The sequence below is a fragment of the Saccharospirillum impatiens DSM 12546 genome, from assembly GCF_000423605.1.
In the GTDB taxonomy this organism is placed as follows: Bacteria; Pseudomonadota; Gammaproteobacteria; order Pseudomonadales; family Natronospirillaceae; genus Saccharospirillum; species Saccharospirillum impatiens.
Map to the genome: position 1 here is coordinate 167032 of NZ_AUIH01000005.1, position 17984 is coordinate 185015.

Genomic DNA, 17984 nt, shown 5'->3' on the forward strand with positions numbered 1-17984 from the left:
ATCTACCCGAGTCACAGATCAAATTCAAACGATCGTTTGAACCCAATCAAAAGTGATGATGCGCGTTCTGGCAGGGTGACCAGGCACGCACTGGTTGGTCGACTGCAGCACTACTTCAGCCAGAGCAAACTGGTTCCGCCAGGTGTGAAGTCGGAAACATCCAGACACACCAGAGTAGCTGTACCCAGGGCGACGCCGCCAGGCATACCGGTAAGCTGACTGGCCAGGGAGCTGAGCAAGGGATTGTGCGCCACCAGCAACACGCTCTGTTCCGTAAGCGTATCCAGCCACGACAGCAGTGCAGCCACTGAACTGTCTGGCGTGAGACCTTGGTTCAACTGGTAAGTCGCCTGGCCCGAGGCCGACAACACCAGATCAGCCGTCTGCCGGGCCCGAAGATAAGGACTGCAATAAACAGCCTCTACCGGTGACAGCTCGGTTGCAACCCGGCTGACAGCCTGCCTTCCTGAGGTCACCAGCGCCCGCGACGCATCGTCGACAGCCCGGCCATAGGGCTCTGCTTCGCCATGGCGCAACAAATACAAAATCACGCGGATTCTTCCGCCTCTTCAACCGGGTCATCCGGCCAGTCCTTGAACGGAAACGGCTTGTCGTGGCTGATGAACGTCAGGTAATCGAGCAGTTGTTTCTGATAAAGCGCGAGACGCCGACAAAACCGAACCAGTTGCGGGTTGGGGCTGTCATCAAACCAGGCCAGTACCCACTGAACTATAGCGAGCACGCCCGTTACCAGCAGGCTGATGCGCAGGATAATCCAGAACAGAATCATACACAGCGCTCGAATAACCTGGTGTTCTTTTTCTTCCCGGTTCAATGAAGGCATCAGATACCCGCTCCCATGAATTCAACATCTTGTGCCAGATCGCCGGCCATCAGCTGGCCAGCGACATCCGCTATCGGCTTATCATCATAAATGATCGCGTAGAGCCCGCTCGCCAGAGGCATGTAGATGCCCATCTCGCGGGCTTTGTCATACACCATGCGCAGGGTGTTGATGCCCTCGGCAGTCTCACCCACGCGTTTAATGGCCTGTTTCAGCGAATCGCCTTCACCAATGTAATAGCCTACACGATAATTGCGGCTAAGCTTGGAACTGCAAGTCACAATAAGATCGCCTACGCCTGCCAGGCCCAGGAAGGTCATCGGGTTAGCGCCAAGGCGAACCGCAAAGCGGGACATTTCGGCCAACGAGCGGGTGATGATTGCGGCCCTTGTGTTCTCAGCCATTCCCAGCGCTGACGCCAGACCGGTAATGATGGCATAGATGTTTTTAAGGGCACCGGCCAGTTCAACACCGTAAATATCGGGGTTACCGTAGACGCGAAAATATTGGCTGCTCAGCATGGTCTGTACCTGGCTGCGCAATGGTTGGCTGTATGAGGCTATAACGGTGGCGGAAATCTGGTGATCGGCGATTTCCTTGGCGAGATTAGGGCCGCTGATGCAACCAATATCGTGAGCGGGAGCCAAATCGTGCAGTATCTGGCTCATCAACCGGAAACTGCCGGGCTCAATGCCTTTGGTTAAACTGACCAGCGACGTGTGCGACTGTAACAGCGGTACAGCTTGCTCTACCACCGAACGAAAGGCCTTGCTGGGCACGGCCACAAACACACAGTCGGCGTCGCAAACGGCTTCCTGAAGATCCAGAACCGGCGTCAGGTTAGGGCTAAGCGCATAACCTGGCAGATAACGGCTATTCTCACCCTGGGTGCGGATATCCTCAGCCTGCTTCTCGCTGCGCATCCATAACCTGACACGGTGGCCGTTAGTCGCGGCGATGTTCGCAACCGCGGTACCAAAACTGCCACCCCCCAACACAGCAATGGTCTGTGAAGGGTCCTCATTGGCGTGTGTCACAAAAACACTTCTCCCTAAACAAAGACGCGCGACAGATTAGCGTCGCGCGATCAAGACCTTTTGTACATCGCCGGCCAGCCAGAAAGGGTCAGTGAGGCTGATTTTCCATACACTCTACCAGTTCCCGGAATGTCTGCCGGTTCTGATCATTCAGTGACATCAGAATTTTGTGCGCTTCCAGCACCCGTTCATGGGCTGACCATTCGTCCAGAGGCTCTTCGCTCTGTTCACTCAGGGCATCACGGGCGTCGACATCGGCATTGGGAACAATGACAAACACCCTGTCCCGAAACCCCATGGTTTCAACGATACGGGTGATGTCTGCCCGACTCGAAATCAACGTAGGCACATGCCCCATCACCGGCGTCGCCAGACGGGAAATCTTTGCCAGAAGTCCGAGACTGGTACTGTCGATGCCTTCAGCATCACTGAGATCAACAATCACAGAAGTGAAGGTGGGATCTTCAACCATATTTTTCAGGCAGGTATCGAGTGTCGTGCACAACGTCATGCGCACGTCTCCTGTCAATTTAATGACATAAGAGCCCGACTTGTTCGCCATTAAAACGCGACCGGTACTCATCTATTATCCGACCTACTTAACCCTTTCAATCGTAAGGACTGTAATGTCGTCTGAAGCAGACCGGGTTTTCCCCTCACTCGTCATCTGCGTCAAAACGTGCTGCATAGTATGGGTTGGGTCAGCGCCTAACTCAAGTAAATGCGCTTCCTTTTCTTGCAAAGATACGTCAGCCAGCAACTCCAAAAAGCCATCGGAAACAACGGAAAGTCGTTCGAATCCGTCCAGTTTCTGACGCCTGTTTTCGAACGTGGCATCATCAAACAAGCCAACAGCCAGGCTTTCAGGCTCAATGGCCCGGCAGACTTCACGGGTACAGAGGACAGGCGCCGGAAAATGAGCGGCCGACGCGTAATCGAGGGTGTTATCTTCCGTATCAATGACACCGTAAAACATGGTGGCATGCTTGCCAGTCTGGGTACGGATGAGTTCGAGGTTAATCTGGCGCAGAACCTGAGCGGGTATCAACACCACGTCCGAGGCGTCGTTTTCCATTTCATCGCGCAGCCGGTCAATCTGATTTTTGATCAGCAAGGTAATCAGCGCCGAGCTGGCCCCGTGACCGGAGACGTCAGCCATGTAAAACACCAGCTTTCCGGGAATAACCTGAAAATAGTCAACCAGGTCGCCACTGAGGTAGTTTGACGGCACCATCTGGTGGCTGATGCAATAGTGGTCATGGGTGAGAGGGAACTCTGGTAATAGTCGCTGCTGTACCGCCCGACCAGCCTGAAGGTCGAGCTTTAGCCGATCTACGTGGTCTTGCAACTCCTGATTCCGGGACTCAAGCTCAACCCGGTAACGGTAGTTTTCTTTTACCAAAAACGAGCGCTCAAGGGCTCGCTCAACCGAGTGCTCAAGCACACCCAGATCAACAATGGGCTTCATCAGGTAATCGCTGGCACCCAGCCGCAAGGCCTCGACAACATCGGTCATAACGCCGGCACCGGATACCACAATGACCGGCACCTCATCCGTGAGCTCCATGATGCGGCGCAATAAGGACAAGCCATCCATCACTGGCATCCGCAGATCACAAATAATCAGGTCGGGCGACTTCTTTTCGTACAGTGCCAGGGCCTGTTGACCGTTTTCCGCCTCCAGCACGGTATAGCCGCTGTCTTCAAGGTAAGCGACAATAGAATCCCGGATGGCTTGTTCGTCATCGACAACCAAAAGTGTGGCATCAGTGAGTGGCATCTTGTTGACTTCCCCAGGGTAGTGCAGGCAACTTAACGGGGTGGGTCAGCGAACGCAACCACTGAATGGTTCCGTGATCCCGAAACAGCTTGTCCAAACTGAAACAACATCGGCCCAAACGGGACAAAGAGGTGACCATGAGCACAGCGGACAAAGACTACGGTGAGAAACGCGACTTCATTCGCATGACCCTCGACGCAGAAGCCCTGATACACCTGGCCGATCAAAGCCCGCCGTTAAAGGCCGTCTGTACTGACCTGAGCGCAACCGGAATCAGCCTAATTGCGACTCAGCCACTGACAAAGGGCACTGAGGTCAGGGTGACCATAGAATCGCCCAATGAGCAATTTCGCTCCCTGGATGCCAGTGCAAGAGTATTGCGGTGTGATGCCAGGGATGATCAGAGCTACCAGTTGGGGCTGGAAATACTCAGCTTGAGCTAAAGAATGGTCGATGCGGAAAGCTCTGTCACTGTTCACTTTGTTAGCAAGCGCAGAGCTTCGCTGTCAAACCTTGAAATAGCGGTGCTATTGCGGCGTTGAAAAAAGCCGACCGCTTTTTTCAAACCAAAAGGCTGCTGAGACGCCATTTTAACGAAAAGCAAGCGTACGGGTCGCATCCGGTCAGAACGATTCGTCGACAAAGTTGTCATCCGGCTCATTTGCCGTCCCGAAACCGCCTTCGTCTACGAAGTCCTCGTCTGAGGCCGAGCCAACAGGGTTATCCAAAAAGCTGTCTGACACATTTTTCCCATCAGAGACATCGTAATTGCGCTTGGACAAGTAGGCCTCTCTTAGAACCAGGTAACCATCACCCCTCATCAGGCTGTCGGACCCCAGCAAATCGGCCCGCGTCTGCAAGCCATCGAGCGTTGCCAGGCCGCTGCGTTCAAGCACATTCAGCTGTGAATATTGCAGCGGGCTTAACCAGATATCCCCCAGAAAGCCCGAGCTGTCTCTGACGTTGGAAGGACCCAGCAGTGGTAACACCAGATAGGGCCCGGGCCCGACTCCCCAAACCCCCAGTGTTTGCCCGAAATCTTCGACTTGCCGATCGATGCCGATGTGTCGGGCGACGTCAAACACACCCAACAGGCCAACCGTGGAGTTGATCAGGAAGCGACCGGATGAAGACCCGGTGGCGCGCCACTTCCCTTGCAGCAGGTTATTGGTGGCGTTTCTCACCTCGCCGATGTTTTGAAAGAAGTTGCGCACACCGCGTTCCATCGGATCTGGCGTGAGGGTTTGATAGGTTACCGACAGCGGCCGCAAGACCGCTTGATCGAGACCATCGTTGACCCGGTAGATTACCCGGTTGGTCGATTCAAACGGATCATGGCTCTGAGCAAAAGCCAGTGGCACCAATACCAGTAAAGTAAGGCTAACGGCATGTCGAATTGCCTGAATCAGAGTCAAAGGGTGTCCTTATGCGGTGTGTCGAGTGTCGCTCATCCATTGTGCCAATGCCTGCTCCGCCCGGCTTTGACCGCGACTCGAGGCGGGCTTTTCCATCGGAGCCACGGCTGCGTGAGGTTTGGCCTTGGCAGGCTTGTTCGCTGGTTCGGCTACCTGGGTACCGTGCATCAACAACTGTTCAAACGGGCTTGGCTGGGTCCGCATCTGTTTCTCCAAATGCTTAACCCGGTGACCGACGCCTATGGCGCCCTGCCCCATCATTTTCACTTCCTGGCGCAATGCCTGATGGGTATGTCCCAATCGAGCTTCCAGCTGCCTGATCTTACGCCCGTGGCGCCAATTTACCAGACCAAGCAGCGCGATCAACGCGCCGATAAGCAGAGTTGGCCCATGCGAATACCCCAGTGCGACCCATTGTTCAAACATTGCCATGTGATGTAACCCCCAGTCCGGTCAGATTCTTGACGTTTCAGGGAGTTATGCACAAGTCGCGCCAGCGAGTCCATTTGCTCGAAGGCGCGGGCTCAAAGATCGGCGATCTCCGCCCACTCGCGCTCAGTCAACAGTTTTTCGATTTCAATAAGAATCAGCAATTCGTCGTTCTTGTGACAAACGCCCTGAATGTACCGGGCACTTTCATTACTGCCAACGTTCGGGGCCGTTTCAATTTCTGACTGGCGCAAATACACCACCTCAGCAACCGCGTCGACCATGATACCGACGACCTGGTCATCTGATTCAAGAATCACGATACGGGTATTGTCGGTCACGTCGGCCGCTGCCAATCCAAAACGCTCACGAGTGTCAACAACCGTTACCACGTTACCGCGCAGGTTAATAATGCCAATCACATAGCTGGGTGCACCGGGCACCGGTGCGATTTCGGTGTAACGCAGCACTTCGCGCACCTGCATTACGTTAATGCCATAGGTTTCTTCACCCAGGCGAAAGGTAACCCATTGCAGTATCGGGTCGTTTCCGGTCTTCGCTGTCTGCGCTGTCATAGCTCACCCTCATAAATGCTGTTGCGACTGCATTTCGTCACTATAGTGTACTCCAGTTGCCCGTCCAGCACCCGACTCTGATTAGACCCATCGGTCAATCCGAATCAGGCGCTGCGGGCTTTGAATGCGGTTCTGGCAAATTCGTGCAAATCTACCAGGGCACACATCCGGTCAATGATGGTCCCCGCCAGCCAGGGTCGGCTGGTCCGGGTACTGCGCCACTTAACGGCATCCGGCTCCAGTGAAATTGAGCCTTCTATCTGATGACACCCAAAGGCCCAGTCCGATCCATAAACGCCAACACCGAAAGCGAGCTCATCGACACTCTCCGGGCGATAACGTTCTGGCATTACCAGTCGTGCTGTATCCACCACTCGCAAATTGCGTCCGTTCTGAACCGGCAACAACCCCAGAAACCATTCCGGCTGGTCAAACAGGGGGGTCAAATCCCGCTCCAGAGGGTGGATATTGCCCAGCAATATCAATGGAACAGCCAGTTTCAAACCATCGACAACAAAGACCAGGCAATCGAAACGCTGCTGTGCCCAAGCCGGCCGCCCATTGTCGAGCCATCGACTGAGATCGTTCTGCTCACTCACGGCCTCCGGCTCTGTGACCGCTAACGGCTCTAGCTCCGGTTCCGGTTCCGGTTCCGGTTCCGGTTCCGGTTCCGGTTCCGGTATCAAGTATGGCTCGGCATGAAGCGGCTCAACGGGCCGAGGGTCGACAGCCGCAGCTTCTGGCTCCGGGGGTTCCGGCTGCGTAGCAACCGGTTCAGTTAACCGGGCTTCCTCTGATAGAGACGCCGTAACCGGCGGCTCCTCGGTAGGGGCCTGGGTCGAAATCGGCTCACTTGTCGATTCATTCCTGTCGTCATCATCAGGCCAGTGAGCATCATCTGCCTCGGTCGCCGTGTGCAACATAGCATCCAGATAATTGGACAGCGCCACATCGGTTGCCGAAACCTTTACCTCAGTCGTTCGCGTTGACTTCACCATACCGGGCACCCGACTTCCCGGGCCATTATTTGACCCGCCAGCCTGTGTTGAGCTTGTGCCATGAACAAAAGATGCATCAGCCCTACCCCAACGCGATCAGCGACTTCAACAAGGATTGATAGGCCCTGGCACCGCGGGAATCCGGCGCCAATTGGTTGATACCCAGCCCTTCCCGGCTGGCGTCTCTCAAACGGGTATCAACCGGAATGGCCGATTGCCAGATATGACCCTCGTGTTGTTCTCGCAAGGTCCGCAACGCTTTAAGCGAGGCCTGAGTACGGCGATCAAACATGGTAGGGATAACCAGGTAATCAAGCGTTCTTTTTTGTGAGGCGGTCACCATAGCAATGGTATGCACCATACGCTCCAGCCCCTTGATGGCCAGAAATTCCGTTTGCACCGGCACCAGCAAGCGCTTGCAGGCCGCCAGCGAATTGATCAGCAACACCCCAAGAATGGGCGGTGTGTCGATAATAGCGTAGTCGAAATCGTCCCACAGATGCGCCAGGGTTTTAGACACTACCAGACCCATCCCATCTTGCTGGCTGACGTTGCGCTCCAGGGTGGCAAGTGCCGTGGATGCAGGCAGTAAAAACAAGCCCGGCTGCGATGTTTCCAATAACAGCTGCCCGGGCAAATCCTCAGCCACTTTGCCTTTGTTTGCGAACAAGTTGAAAGCACTGTTATCCATATCGTCCGGATTGTGGCCGAAATAGCTGGTCAGCGACCCTTGAGGGTCGAGGTCGAAAATCAGAACACGCTTGCCTTTTTCAGCCAGCATGGCCCCCAAGGACACCACTGTTGTGGTCTTCCCAACGCCCCCTTTTTGATTGGCTACCGACCAAACGTGCATGACAACTCCTCAACCTATTTACTCAACCAGGCTTGTTAATTAGCCGGATCATCATTCACCGGCGCAGCGGTTGGCGGCACCAGCATATTGGGCGTATTCAAGCGGGTAATGACGATACTTACCCGACGATTGCGCTCGGCACGAGCCTCGTTGGTTTCGTCAAAGCGCGGCTGATACTGCCCGAACCCAAGCGCTGACAATCGCTCTGGTGCAACCCCTGCCTGCTGCAGATATTCCACCACACTGACGGCCCGCAACGCAGACAAGCCCCAGTTACTGAGCTGATCGTTACCTGTTGGGGCTGAGTCTGTGTAACCCTCGACGGCAACCGGGTTTCGCAACGGCGCCAGAACTTTGGCAACCTCGTATAGCACGGCTTCAGCACTGGCTGTTATATCGGCCGATCCGGGAGAAAATAAAACCGGCTCCTGCAAATTTATCGCTAACCAGTTTTCCGTGCCGCTGACGCTGATCAACTGATCCTGGATCAATTGCTGAAATTGATCATCAACTTGCTGTCGTACCTGAAGCAGGGTTGATTCTTGCTGATAGGTTTCAGTGTCCGACAAATCTTCCCGGGTTGAAGGAATGGGCTCTGGCCGAAACAGAGGGTTGAACACATCAGGGCCCTGAGGGGTTGCATTCAACTCAATGGGTTCCACGCTGCTGGGGCGCACGTCGAATATCTGCAGAAGATTCTGACTGACCGCCTGAAACTTGGATTCATCGACAGAAGAAATTGCGTACAGGAAAACAAAAAACGCGAACAACAGAGTGAGGAAATCCGCATAGGAAATCATCCAGCGGTGTGTCTGGGCGCCCTGAAAGCGGGTGCGTCGACGATGGCGTCTCACGGCCTGTACTCCTTTAAACGCCGTTCGAGGACACGTGGATTTTCGCTATCAGCAATGGCCAAAATGCCATCCAGGACCATATCCTCAAAGCCAAAGCGAGCTTCAGCCATGCTCCTCAGTCGCGCAGCAACCGGCAGAAAAAACAGGTTGGCCAATCCCACTCCATAAATGGTAGCCACAAAGGCCGTGGCAATACCGGCTCCCAATGCAGCCGTGTCGTCGATTTGCGTCATCACCTGAATCAAACCCAGCACCGCGCCGATGATCCCCATGGTTGGCGCATAACCGCCTAATGAGTCGAACAAATGAGCGGCCCGGAGCGTGCGACTTTCACGAGCGTCCATAGACACCTCCAGACTGTGACGGATTTTTGTCACAGTCTCGCCATCCACCAGCAGCTGCAAGCCGAGGCGGACGAAATCATCCTGCTCACGATTGGAATCGGCCTCCAGCGACAACAAACCCTGGCGCCGTGCAATCTGGCACCAGCGGACAAGTTTTGCCTCTGTGGCTTCGGTTTGCCATTGGGCGTGACTGAAAATACCGGGGAAAAAGCGCCAGGCGAGCCGCCATGTCGAAAAGTCAGACTGAATCATGCCTGCCGCCAGGGTCCCCCCCAGCACTATCAGGGCAGCCGGAACATTGGTGAGCGAGCCTGCTTGCCCGCCTTCCAGCAAATGACCGCCAAACACGGCGATCCAGGCCAGAATAAGGCCAGCCAGCGCTATCATCTCTACCCCTTTTTATCGTTGCCGGACGATATTCGCCCTTTTTACATCCATTTAGGAAAGCAAAGCAATGCCCGCGCCAAGTATCTGCAGATCGGCTGGAAAGGGAGTTGAAGCGGTCAGGTCAAAACCTCGACCAGGCGCCGCGCAACATCAGACAGCGGGATGATTTCATCGGCCAGGTTGGCCTTGACCACAGCGGAGGGCATGCCATCAATGACGCAAGTACTGGATTCCTGAGCCCAGACTACCCCATTGGACTGTTTGATTAAACGAGCCCCTTCACGACCGTCGGCACCCATGCCAGTCAGTATTACCGCCAGAATATTGTTTCCGTAATATTTGACGGCACTGCCAAAAGTTACATCGACCGACGGCTTATAATTTAGCCGCTCATCACCCTCGAAAACCTTGATCCGACCCTTGCCATTTAACATCATTTGCATGCCGCCAGGCCCCAAAAGTGCCTCTCCCGGACGAAGCACATCGCCATCTTTAGCTTCACGAATGGACAGCGGGCACTGGCGATTTAAACGCTCGGCAAAGGCCCCGGTAAAGGTGCCGGGCATGTGCTGAATCATCAGTATGGGCGCGGGAAAGCTGGCCGGAATTTGAGTAAGTATCTTTTGAAGCGCCACCGGGCCGCCTGTTGAGGTGCCCAGCATGACCAGATCGAAGCGCTGATTGTAGCGTTTGCGGCTGCTAGCACGGGCTGGTGGGCTGACCACAGGTGCGGGTGCCGGTCGGGACAAGGCCGATGACGGGTGACGCCGTGCCTGGCCAGCAATGGCCAGAATTTTTTCACAAAGCGCTCGTTTCAGTGCATTGGGGCCACCGCCCACGTCTTCATAACTCTTGGGGAGAAAGTCAACCGCACCGGCGTCCAGCGCATCCAGAGTGACGCGGGCACCGGCTTGCGTCAGTGACGAGAACATTAAAATCGGGGTTGGCTGTTTCGCCATGATTTCCCGCACTGCGGAAATGCCGTCCATCAACGGCATCTCGTAGTCCATGGTCACAACATCGGGTTTCAACCGGACCGTTTTATCGACCGCCTCGCGGCCATTGGTCGCTTCACCAATGACATTCAGTTCTGGGTGGGAATTGATCAATCCGCGAATACGGGTTCGGAAAAAGCTGGAATCGTCTACGATCAGCACCGAAATGGGCATTTACTTCTCCCTGGAAGGAAATGTGTCCGGCGGGCGCCCTTTGTTATCGGTTGGGGGCTCCGCCTCTTTTATTGGTTTCCGGACGCAAGGTCGCTAGCAGGCTGTTGAAATTCGAAGAATTTCGCCAGCCTGCTACCGGAATATGGATGTTCCTGCTAGGTGTCTGCACCCGCCATGCTCACTGTACCGCCAGATTCGGCTGCGTGCCAGCGGCGATGTATCGCTCAAATCAGCTACGGGCATAAGCCTTTAGCAAGCCTGGAACATCCAGAATCAGAGCGATGCGGCCATCTCCGGTAATAGTAGCCCCGGACATGCCTTCGGTACCCTGTAACATTTGCCCGAGAGGTTTGATGACCACCTCTTCCTGGCCAACCAGTTGATCGACCACAAATCCGACTTTCTGGGTACCGACTGTAACGACAACCACGTGTCCGGTTTCCTCGCCCTGAGGCATCGCATCCCGGGTAAGCCAGCGCTTAAGGTAGTACAGCGGTATAGGCTTGCCACGCACCATCACGACTTCTTTACCATCAACGACGTTGGTACGAGTCAGGTCGAGATGAAAAATCTCGTTCACATTCACCAGTGGCAAGGCGAATGCCTGATCACCGAGCATTACCATCAAAGTCGGCATGATCGCTAGCGTCAATGGCACCTTGATCGAAATTACGGTACCCACCCCCATTTGCGAGTCGATGTCTATCGACCCGTTCAACTGGGTGATCTTGGTCTTAACCACGTCCATGCCAACACCCCGACCGGAGACATCGGAAATCTCGGTCTTGGTGCTAAAACCCGGTGCAAAAATCAGATTAAAGCATTCTGTATTGCTGAGTCTGTCGGCCGCTTCCTGGTCCATGACGCCTCGTTTGACGGCAATACCACGGAGTTTATCCGGGTCCATACCGCCACCATCGTCACGGATGATCAGCAGAATGTGATCGCCTTCCTGTTCAGCAGACAAAACCACCCTGCCGGTACGCGGTTTGCCGGCGGCCTCCCGGACTTCCGGGGTTTCGATACCGTGATCTACCGAGTTGCGCACCAGATGCACCAGTGGATCCGCCAGAGCATCCACCAGGTTTTTATCAAGGTCGGTCTCTTCACCAACCAGGTCCAGAACAATGTCTTTTTTCAGGCTTCTGGCCAAATCCCGAACAACGCGGGGAAAACGCCCAAACACTTTTTTGATGGGTTGCATCCGGGTTTTCATCACGGACGCCTGCAAGTCTGCTGTTACAACATTGAGGTTACCCACGGCTTTTTGCAGGGTTTCATCATCGAGCTCGACACCAAGGCGAACCAGACGATTGCGAACCAACACAAGCTCACCCACCATGTTCATGATGTCATCGAGGCGCTTGGTATCCACACGAACCGTTGTATCCTGGGCGTTGGCACTGGCCCTTTCCGGGGCTGCAGGGGCCGGAGCAGGTTCCGTTTTGCCAGCCCGGGGCGGTTCGGCTTTCGTCGCGGTTTCGGGCGGTTCGGCTTTTTTGACGGGTTCGGCTTTCGCAGGCTCGGCTTTCACGGCCTTCGGGGCGGCGGCCTTTTCAACCGGCGCTGCAGATTCAGTTGCGTCAGGTTTTGCTTTTTCCGGTATTGCTTCTACCTTGAATTGCCCTTTGCCGTGCAGTTGGTCGAGCAAGGCTTCAAATTCATCGTCCGAAATTTCATCGCTATTGGTTGTGGCACTGGCCGGTTCCGATACACCGGGCTTCTCTGGTGCTGAGGGTACCGGCTCTTTTGGGTCATCCGCCGTGCCATCGGCATTAAATTTACCCTTGCCGTGCAGTTGATCAAGCAAGGCTTCAAATTCATCATCGGATATTTCATCGTCACTGCCGCTAACCGATGCAGGTTCAGATGCAGGCTTATCATCGGAAGCTGGAGGGGGCGTCGAGTCAGCCCCTTTTTTGCCAGCTTCCAGGGCGTCCAGTAGCGCTTCGAATTCATCGTCGGTAATGTCGTCACCCGCAGCTGGCGCTGCTTCTTCCGGCACTTCCTCAGTTTCTGGCTCGTCAGTGCCGGTGACAACAATTTGTTCACCCGGCACCTGAGGTGACGCGTATTTATGCAGTAATTCAACCAACGCCGGATCGGCTGGTTCGGGCGCCGCACCACTGCTGACCTGCGCAAACATGTCATTGACGGAATCGAGTGCTTTCAACACGGCGTCCATCAAATCCGCATCGATGGTGCGGTGCCCGTTACGCAGCGTATCAAAAACGTTCTCGGCAGCGTGGCAACAGTCAACGAGCGCGTTAAGCTGCAGAAAACCAGCGCCGCCCTTTACCGTATGAAAGCCCCGGAAAATTGTGTTGAGCAAATCCCGGTCATCCGGACTCTTTTCGAGGTCGATCAGCTGCTCAGACAACTGCTCCAGAATCTCGCCGGCTTCAACCAGAAAGTCTTGTAAAATCTCTTCATCAGCTTCGAAGCCCATCGGTGTGCTCCTTAAAACCCAAGACTGGACAGCAGATCATCAACATCGTCCTGATTGGCAACGACGTCTTCTGCAGCTTTGTTGATCTGTGGGCCTTCGCCCTTGAGCCTGTCGGTCTCCTTCTCAGGTTCGCCATCCCTTACAATACCGGTAATCTCTTCAACCTGGCTTGCCATGAACACGAGGTCAACCAGGCTGGCTTCTACCTCTTTGACCAGACCAGTTACCCGATTGATCACCTGACCCGTCAGATCCTGAAAATCCTGGGCCATCAGAATGTCCGACAAATGCTGGTACACACTCTGTGACTGGGCGGTTACCTGATCAAAAAAGGCATCCATTTCCCAATACAGAGACCTGAACTCCTCGGGACTCAAATCCCGGTCGACCAGGCGTTTCCACTCTGTTTTTAGCCGGGTGGCCTCAGACGTCAACCCGGCAACAACCGGCATGCTCTCTTCAACCAGATCGAGGGTCGTGTTAGCCGCTTTCTCGGTCAATTGGATCACGTATTCCAGTCGATCCGTCGCATCGGTCATTTCAGACAAGGCGTCTACGCGTTCACTTGGGTCTGAATCGATGTGAAAGTTGGTAATGGCGCTGTGCAAAGCTCGCGTCAGCCGCCCAACCTCCTGATACAAGCCACGGTCTCTGGCGTCCTGCATCTCTTGCAGAGTTTCCAGCGCTGACTCGACTTCACCCGCCTCGATACGGCGATGCAATTCTGCCGCTTTCGCCTTGAGAACCACCGAAAATTCACTGTCACCGCTGCCAGCCTGGCGGGCGTGCTGCAACGTCACCAGCGTTGCGGCTGCTTCATCCATATGGCCATGTTCGACCTGGTTTAACAATACGGGCGCCAGTTCTTTAAGAGCATTATGGAAATCGAGCGCTATCGGTTTGTGTGCATCAGCCATATTGGCCTCTTTTAACTGCTTTGACGTTGCCCGACTTAACCGTCGACACGTTCGAAGATTTTTTCGATTTTTTCTTTCAAAGCCGCAGCGGTGAAAGGCTTAACCACATAACCGTTTACCCCGGCCTGAGCTGCCGCTACGATCTGGTCCCGTTTCGCTTCTGCGGTCACCATCAGTACCGGCGTGCTCTTGAGCCGCTCATCAGCCCTGATCTTCTTGAGCAGATCAATACCGGTCATGCCCGGCATGTTCCAGTCTGTTACGACAAAATCGAAATCACCGTTTTGCAACATAGGCCAGGCCGTGTTGCCGTCATCAGCTTCGTGGGTATTACTAAAGCCCAAGTCTCGTAGCAGGTTCTTGACAATACGGCGCATTGTCGAGAAATCGTCCACTACCAGAATTTTCATGTTCTTGTTCAAGATGACCTCCTAAAGCCTCTCCCGAATGGTACCGTCTCAGACATAATAGACTCTGACATCCGGCAATCCAGTCCTGTAACCGTTTGTCCGGCAATTCTCCGGTATAACGATCACTGACCTGCCCCCAAAACTGTCTGAACTGCCTGTCGCTGTTTGCCTGCAGTGACAAAGCAATGCAACGGACCAGCAAGCACAATGCGCTTGTCGGACACGCTCTCCAGGCTCAATCGTGACTGAACATCTGGGCCGCTGACGCCGCTCCAGAAGGACCCAACTAGAAGAGTTATCGACCGGTGATCACAATAGTTTAGGGGGGGAATTGCCGAACCTGCGTATAAATTCAGTTCTAGTTTACCCCATCGTGAGAGTGGGTAAAGCGTGACGTGGCTTTCAAAGCCAGCTTGTGCCGGCGCGAGAGGCGTTAATGCTGGCCCGCTAGCTTGGCTCAAATGAGGGACGTATCAGCTTGCCAGTCCCGTAATTTGGACCGTAATCGCAACGCTGCCTGACTGTGTATCTGACTAACGCGGCTTTCGCTGACGCCCAGCACCGCACCAATTTCCTTGAGATTCAGCTCTTCATCGTAATACAGGGAAAGCACCAGCTGCTCACGCTCAGGCAGTTGTTTAATAGCCTCGGCCAAATGCAGATTAAGCTGGTCATGTTCAACATCCATTGCAGGCAGAGGGGTCTGGCTGTGGTTTGCCTGATAGTCCTGCAGATCACCATTGCCCTGCTCCATCAGCTCCTCAAAACTGAACAGACGGGATCCATGGGTGTCTTTGAGCAGACCGTAATAGTCATCAAGACTCATACCCAGAGTGGTCGCCACCTCCTGATCCTGGGCGTCGCGCCCTTCACGCATCTCAATTTCGCGAATGGCATCAGCGATTCTGCGTGAATTGCGATGCACGCTGCGCGGAATCCAGTCTCCTTTGCGTACTTCATCGAGCATAGAACCACGAATGCGAATACCCGCGTAGGTTTCGAAACTGGCACCCTTGGCGTTATCGTAGTTCTGGGCGGCTTCGAACAGTCCGATCATGCCCGACTGAACCAGGTCATCCAGTTGCACACTGTCGGGTAACCGCGCCAGCAGGTGATGCGCTATGCGCTTAACCAGCACGGCGTGATCATTGACCAATTGATTGTAGTCAACCTTTTTCTCGGTTTGATACATAGTGTACTGCTGCACCGACATCTCAGGCGACTCCTGCTCCGTTGACGAGTCGCTCGACAAAAAACTCCAGATTCCCTCTGGGAGTGCTGGGCAAGGGCCAAGTGGCCACTTTCTGGGCAATGGAGCGGTAGGCGACCGATGCTTTGGATCTCGGATACGCCTCTATCACCGCTTTTTGCCGTTGAACCGCTTTTCTCACCGACTCGTCCATGGGTACTGACCCCACATATTGAAGCGTCACATCCAAAAACCGGTCTGTCACTTTGGATAGCTTATTGAACAGATTCTGCCCTTCTGATGGTGTTCTTACCATATTAGCCACGACCCGGAACCGGTCAACCTGGCAATCACGGTTAAGGACCTTGATCAATGCATACGCATCGGTCACCGATGTGGGCTCATCGGTCACGACAATAATCGCCTCCTGGGCAGCGCGCACGAAGTTGGTCACCGTTTTGGAAATGCCCGCGGCTGTATCGACAATAAGCACATCCATTTGATCGCCCAATTCGCTGAATGCGGCAATAATACCGGCATGCTCACGCTCACCCAGATTTGCCATTTTCTGTGTTCCGGACGATGCGGGGATGATTTTCACCCCGCCCGGACCGGGCACGAGAATATCGCGAAGCTCGGCGTTGCCATTAAGCACATCACTGATATTGCGACCAGCAGAGATCCCCAAAAGGATATCGATATTAGCCAGACCCAGGTCGGCATCCAGCAATACCACTCGTTTGCCAAGTTCAGCCAGAGCTACAGCCAGGTTGACCGACATATTGCTCTTGCCAACACCGCCCTTCCCGCCGGTTACGGCAATCACTTGAATAGGATTCAAACCACTCATTCGATTCTTTCTCTCCAGTCTTGCCACAGTATAGGCAATTAGCGTCGCTTTGTCGGTGCTTGTGTTCAGACCGGGCCTTTAGTGCCAGCCGCTTCGCTTAATCCCAATGTTCAACTCGCATACGCCAGCTTGGATTTTGTCTCGCTTAACCCCCTGACCAGCCGCTTCACCAGCGAAACCGGGTCACCCAGGGCAATGTCAGCCGGAATGTTCTGACCATCGGTGGTATACCACAAAGGCCACCGATGTCTGAGGATAGCGTCAAAAATCCCGCCAAAACAGGGGGCTTCATCGAGCTTGGTGACGACTACGCCATCAATCCGTCGCCCCGGGAAGTTCTTGATGTACTGGCTCAGTCCGTCGGCATGCGCAGTTGCCGGCAACACCATAGTGGTTTGCAGTCGCTGATCAAGCCCAGTGTCGATCACCTGCTCCCGCCAATGGGCCAGAGCCTCACGGCTGCCGCTGGAATCAATCAACACCAGATCCCGGTCAGCCAGGCTAGCCAGTACATCCGACAGCGACTCGCCCTCTTGTAAGCCGACGAAATGAACACCCAGTATACGGGCGATATTCGCCAATGCATCCTGAGCCCCCATCTGAAAAAAGTCAGTGCTGACGATGGCCATACTCGCACTGCCGTGATGCTTAACATAACGGGCCGCCAACTTGGCCAGCGTCGTTGTTTTACCCGCACCAGTCGGACCACACAGTGCAATCTGCCCGCCCTGAACGACAGGGTCAAACACGGGGGCTGTCATGCCCGCGGCCAGACGCCCCATCACCCTGCGCCAGTTCGTATCGAGGCTTGCTTCGCTGTCAAACGGGCGTAACAGGGAACGTTGGACCGGAGCACTCAGCCCCAGGGTCTGCAGACGCGCCTCCAGGCGTTCACGCTGAGGAGACATTGCCGATGTTGCAGGTGACTGCAGGTGTTCGGTCTGCTGGATCAACAGTTGCCGCAAACTGTCGATCTCTTCGCGCATGACCCGGACCCATTGCTTGGAGTCTGCACCGTCTGCACTGCGCTCCCGAGAGGAATCTGTTGGGCTCTGGCGCTCTGACGACCAGGCCTTGGCCACAGACGCTGGCTCACGCTTCGGCACATCGATATCCGGTTGGCTCAGAGCAGAAGCGGCGGCCTGTGTACGCTCGGGGGTTACCGGCGCCGGAGCGGCATCGGTACCAGCAAAAGCAGCCCGCGTCTTCGGTGCGAGTGCTTCCAGCAAGTGCTGCATTGAAGCCGGGTCCAGTCGTGGCGAGCCGGTTCGGTCAGCGGATGCCTTGATAATGGCGTCCGGGTCGGTAACCGCTGGCTGACTGGCCTGGTACTCAGCCAGCTCCGCCTCGTCAACTCCGGCTACAATTTCCAGTCCGCTGGCGAGCTTCTTGTTAGACAAGATCACTGCACCCGGCCCCAGAGTTGCGCCTATCTGCTTCAGACCAACCTGCATGCTGGGCACCACAAAGCGTTTAACTTTCAT

20 protein-coding genes are annotated in these 17984 nt (G+C 54.8%); 1 reads left to right on the forward strand and 19 read right to left on the reverse strand.

Annotated features, from left to right (window positions below):
• Nucleotides 1–110 precede the first annotated feature (110 nt).
• From sixA to G565_RS23100, 5 genes are all read right to left on the reverse strand, one after another.
• Nucleotides 111–551, reverse strand: coding sequence for a phosphohistidine phosphatase SixA (gene sixA / locus G565_RS0105425; RefSeq protein ID WP_028670035.1), 441 nt, complete (start codon nt 549–551; stop codon nt 111–113).
• Nucleotides 548–844, reverse strand: coding sequence for a DUF4389 domain-containing protein (locus G565_RS0105430; protein WP_051207389.1), 297 nt, complete (start codon nt 842–844; stop codon nt 548–550). Before G565_RS0105430 ends, sixA begins: the two co-directional genes overlap by 4 nt.
• Nucleotides 844–1881: an NAD(P)H-dependent glycerol-3-phosphate dehydrogenase gene (locus G565_RS0105435; RefSeq protein ID WP_028670037.1), complete on the reverse strand. Its 1038-nt coding sequence runs from the start codon at nt 1879–1881 to the stop codon at nt 844–846. The genes G565_RS0105430 and G565_RS0105435 overlap by 1 nt, the downstream gene beginning before the upstream one ends.
• A gap of 88 nt (nt 1882–1969) precedes the next feature.
• On the reverse strand, nt 1970–2464 hold the full coding sequence (locus tag G565_RS0105440; RefSeq protein ID WP_028670038.1) for an STAS domain-containing protein: 495 nt from the start codon (nt 2462–2464) through the stop codon (nt 1970–1972).
• A gap of 12 nt (nt 2465–2476) precedes the next feature.
• The gene (locus tag G565_RS23100; protein WP_051207391.1) at nt 2477–3661 is read right to left on the reverse strand and encodes a response regulator; all 1185 of its coding nucleotides are present in this window, start codon (nt 3659–3661) and stop codon (nt 2477–2479) included.
• Nucleotides 3662–3798: 137 nt separating this feature from the next.
• Between G565_RS23100 and G565_RS0105450 the strand changes: the two genes are divergently transcribed.
• A complete protein-coding gene (locus G565_RS0105450) occupies nt 3799–4104 on the forward strand; it encodes a PilZ domain-containing protein (protein WP_028670039.1) in 306 nt (101 codons plus the stop codon).
• A 180-nt stretch (nt 4105–4284) separates the two neighbouring features.
• Here G565_RS0105450 and G565_RS0105460 read toward each other — a convergent pair whose 3' ends face one another.
• The 14 genes from G565_RS0105460 to flhF form a co-directional block, all read right to left on the reverse strand.
• Entirely contained in the window at nt 4285–5076 is a 792-nt protein-coding gene (locus G565_RS0105460; protein ID WP_051207395.1) for an MlaA family lipoprotein, read from the reverse strand.
• Between the two features lie 9 nt (nt 5077–5085).
• On the reverse strand, nt 5086–5508 hold the full coding sequence (locus tag G565_RS0105465; protein ID WP_028670041.1) for a hypothetical protein: 423 nt from the start codon (nt 5506–5508) through the stop codon (nt 5086–5088).
• A 92-nt stretch (nt 5509–5600) separates the two neighbouring features.
• The gene (locus G565_RS0105470; protein WP_028670042.1) at nt 5601–6080 is read right to left on the reverse strand and encodes a chemotaxis protein CheW; all 480 of its coding nucleotides are present in this window, start codon (nt 6078–6080) and stop codon (nt 5601–5603) included.
• A gap of 104 nt (nt 6081–6184) precedes the next feature.
• Nucleotides 6185–7078 carry a chemotaxis protein CheW gene (locus G565_RS0105475; protein WP_037337809.1) on the reverse strand — a complete coding sequence of 298 codons (894 nt, stop codon included), beginning with the start codon at nt 7076–7078 and terminating at the stop codon, nt 6185–6187.
• Nucleotides 7079–7160: 82 nt separating this feature from the next.
• On the reverse strand, nt 7161–7931 hold the full coding sequence (locus tag G565_RS0105480) for a ParA family protein (RefSeq protein WP_028670044.1): 771 nt from the start codon (nt 7929–7931) through the stop codon (nt 7161–7163).
• A gap of 35 nt (nt 7932–7966) precedes the next feature.
• The gene (locus tag G565_RS23105; protein WP_051207397.1) at nt 7967–8785 is read right to left on the reverse strand and encodes an OmpA family protein; all 819 of its coding nucleotides are present in this window, start codon (nt 8783–8785) and stop codon (nt 7967–7969) included.
• Nucleotides 8782–9516, reverse strand: a complete 735-nt coding sequence (locus tag G565_RS0105490) for a flagellar motor protein (RefSeq protein ID WP_028670045.1) — start codon at nt 9514–9516, stop codon at nt 8782–8784. Before G565_RS0105490 ends, G565_RS23105 begins: the two co-directional genes overlap by 4 nt.
• Nucleotides 9517–9632: 116 nt before the next feature.
• Nucleotides 9633–10685 carry a protein-glutamate methylesterase/protein-glutamine glutaminase gene (locus G565_RS0105495; RefSeq protein ID WP_028670046.1) on the reverse strand — a complete coding sequence of 351 codons (1053 nt, stop codon included), beginning with the start codon at nt 10683–10685 and terminating at the stop codon, nt 9633–9635.
• Between the two features lie 229 nt (nt 10686–10914).
• Entirely contained in the window at nt 10915–13134 is a 2220-nt protein-coding gene (locus G565_RS0105500; protein WP_028670047.1) for a chemotaxis protein CheA, read from the reverse strand.
• 11 nt (nt 13135–13145) lie between these two features.
• Nucleotides 13146–14051 carry a protein phosphatase CheZ gene (locus G565_RS0105505; protein WP_084649242.1) on the reverse strand — a complete coding sequence of 302 codons (906 nt, stop codon included), beginning with the start codon at nt 14049–14051 and terminating at the stop codon, nt 13146–13148.
• 35 nt (nt 14052–14086) lie between these two features.
• The gene (gene cheY / locus G565_RS0105510) at nt 14087–14461 is read right to left on the reverse strand and encodes a chemotaxis response regulator CheY (protein ID WP_425413966.1); all 375 of its coding nucleotides are present in this window, start codon (nt 14459–14461) and stop codon (nt 14087–14089) included.
• A 457-nt stretch (nt 14462–14918) separates the two neighbouring features.
• On the reverse strand, nt 14919–15653 hold the full coding sequence (locus tag G565_RS0105515) for an RNA polymerase sigma factor FliA (protein ID WP_028670050.1): 735 nt from the start codon (nt 15651–15653) through the stop codon (nt 14919–14921).
• A 22-nt stretch (nt 15654–15675) separates the two neighbouring features.
• Nucleotides 15676–16500: a MinD/ParA family protein gene (locus tag G565_RS0105520; RefSeq protein WP_028670051.1), complete on the reverse strand. Its 825-nt coding sequence runs from the start codon at nt 16498–16500 to the stop codon at nt 15676–15678.
• A gap of 110 nt (nt 16501–16610) precedes the next feature.
• Complete coding sequence (gene flhF / locus G565_RS0105525; RefSeq protein ID WP_028670052.1) at nt 16611–17984, reverse strand: flagellar biosynthesis GTPase FlhF; 1374 nt, start codon at nt 17982–17984, stop codon at nt 16611–16613.

Bases quoted from the DNA above. Each gene is read 5' to 3' on its own strand.
- G565_RS0105430 (WP_051207389.1), bottom strand. From the start codon at position 844: ATGCCTTCATTGAACCGGGAAGAAAAAGAACACCAGGTTATTCGAGCG.
- G565_RS0105440 (WP_028670038.1), bottom strand. From the start codon at position 2,464: ATGAGTACCGGTCGCGTTTTAATGGCGAACAAGTCGGGCTCTTATGTC.
- G565_RS23100 (WP_051207391.1), bottom strand. From the start codon at position 3,661: ATGCCACTCACTGATGCCACACTTTTGGTTGTCGATGACGAACAAGCC.
- G565_RS0105450 (WP_028670039.1), top strand. From the start codon at position 3,799: ATGAGCACAGCGGACAAAGACTACGGTGAGAAACGCGACTTCATTCGC.
- G565_RS0105465 (WP_028670041.1), bottom strand. From the start codon at position 5,508: ATGGCAATGTTTGAACAATGGGTCGCACTGGGGTATTCGCATGGGCCA.
- G565_RS0105470 (WP_028670042.1), bottom strand. From the start codon at position 6,080: ATGACAGCGCAGACAGCGAAGACCGGAAACGACCCGATACTGCAATGG.
- G565_RS0105475 (WP_037337809.1), bottom strand. From the start codon at position 7,078: ATGGTGAAGTCAACGCGAACGACTGAGGTAAAGGTTTCGGCAACCGAT.
- G565_RS0105480 (WP_028670044.1), bottom strand. From the start codon at position 7,931: ATGCACGTTTGGTCGGTAGCCAATCAAAAAGGGGGCGTTGGGAAGACC.
- G565_RS0105490 (WP_028670045.1), bottom strand. From the start codon at position 9,516: ATGATAGCGCTGGCTGGCCTTATTCTGGCCTGGATCGCCGTGTTTGGC.
- G565_RS0105495 (WP_028670046.1), bottom strand. From the start codon at position 10,685: ATGCCCATTTCGGTGCTGATCGTAGACGATTCCAGCTTTTTCCGAACC.
- G565_RS0105500 (WP_028670047.1), bottom strand. From the start codon at position 13,134: ATGGGCTTCGAAGCTGATGAAGAGATTTTACAAGACTTTCTGGTTGAA.
- G565_RS0105505 (WP_084649242.1), bottom strand. From the start codon at position 14,051: ATGGCTGATGCACACAAACCGATAGCGCTCGATTTCCATAATGCTCTT.
- cheY (WP_425413966.1), bottom strand. From the start codon at position 14,461: ATGAAAATTCTGGTAGTGGACGATTTCTCGACAATGCGCCGTATTGTC.
- G565_RS0105515 (WP_028670050.1), bottom strand. From the start codon at position 15,653: ATGTATCAAACCGAGAAAAAGGTTGACTACAATCAATTGGTCAATGAT.
- G565_RS0105520 (WP_028670051.1), bottom strand. From the start codon at position 16,500: ATGAGTGGTTTGAATCCTATTCAAGTGATTGCCGTAACCGGCGGGAAG.
- flhF (WP_028670052.1), bottom strand. From the start codon at position 17,984: ATGAAAGTTAAACGCTTTGTGGTGCCCAGCATGCAGGTTGGTCTGAAG.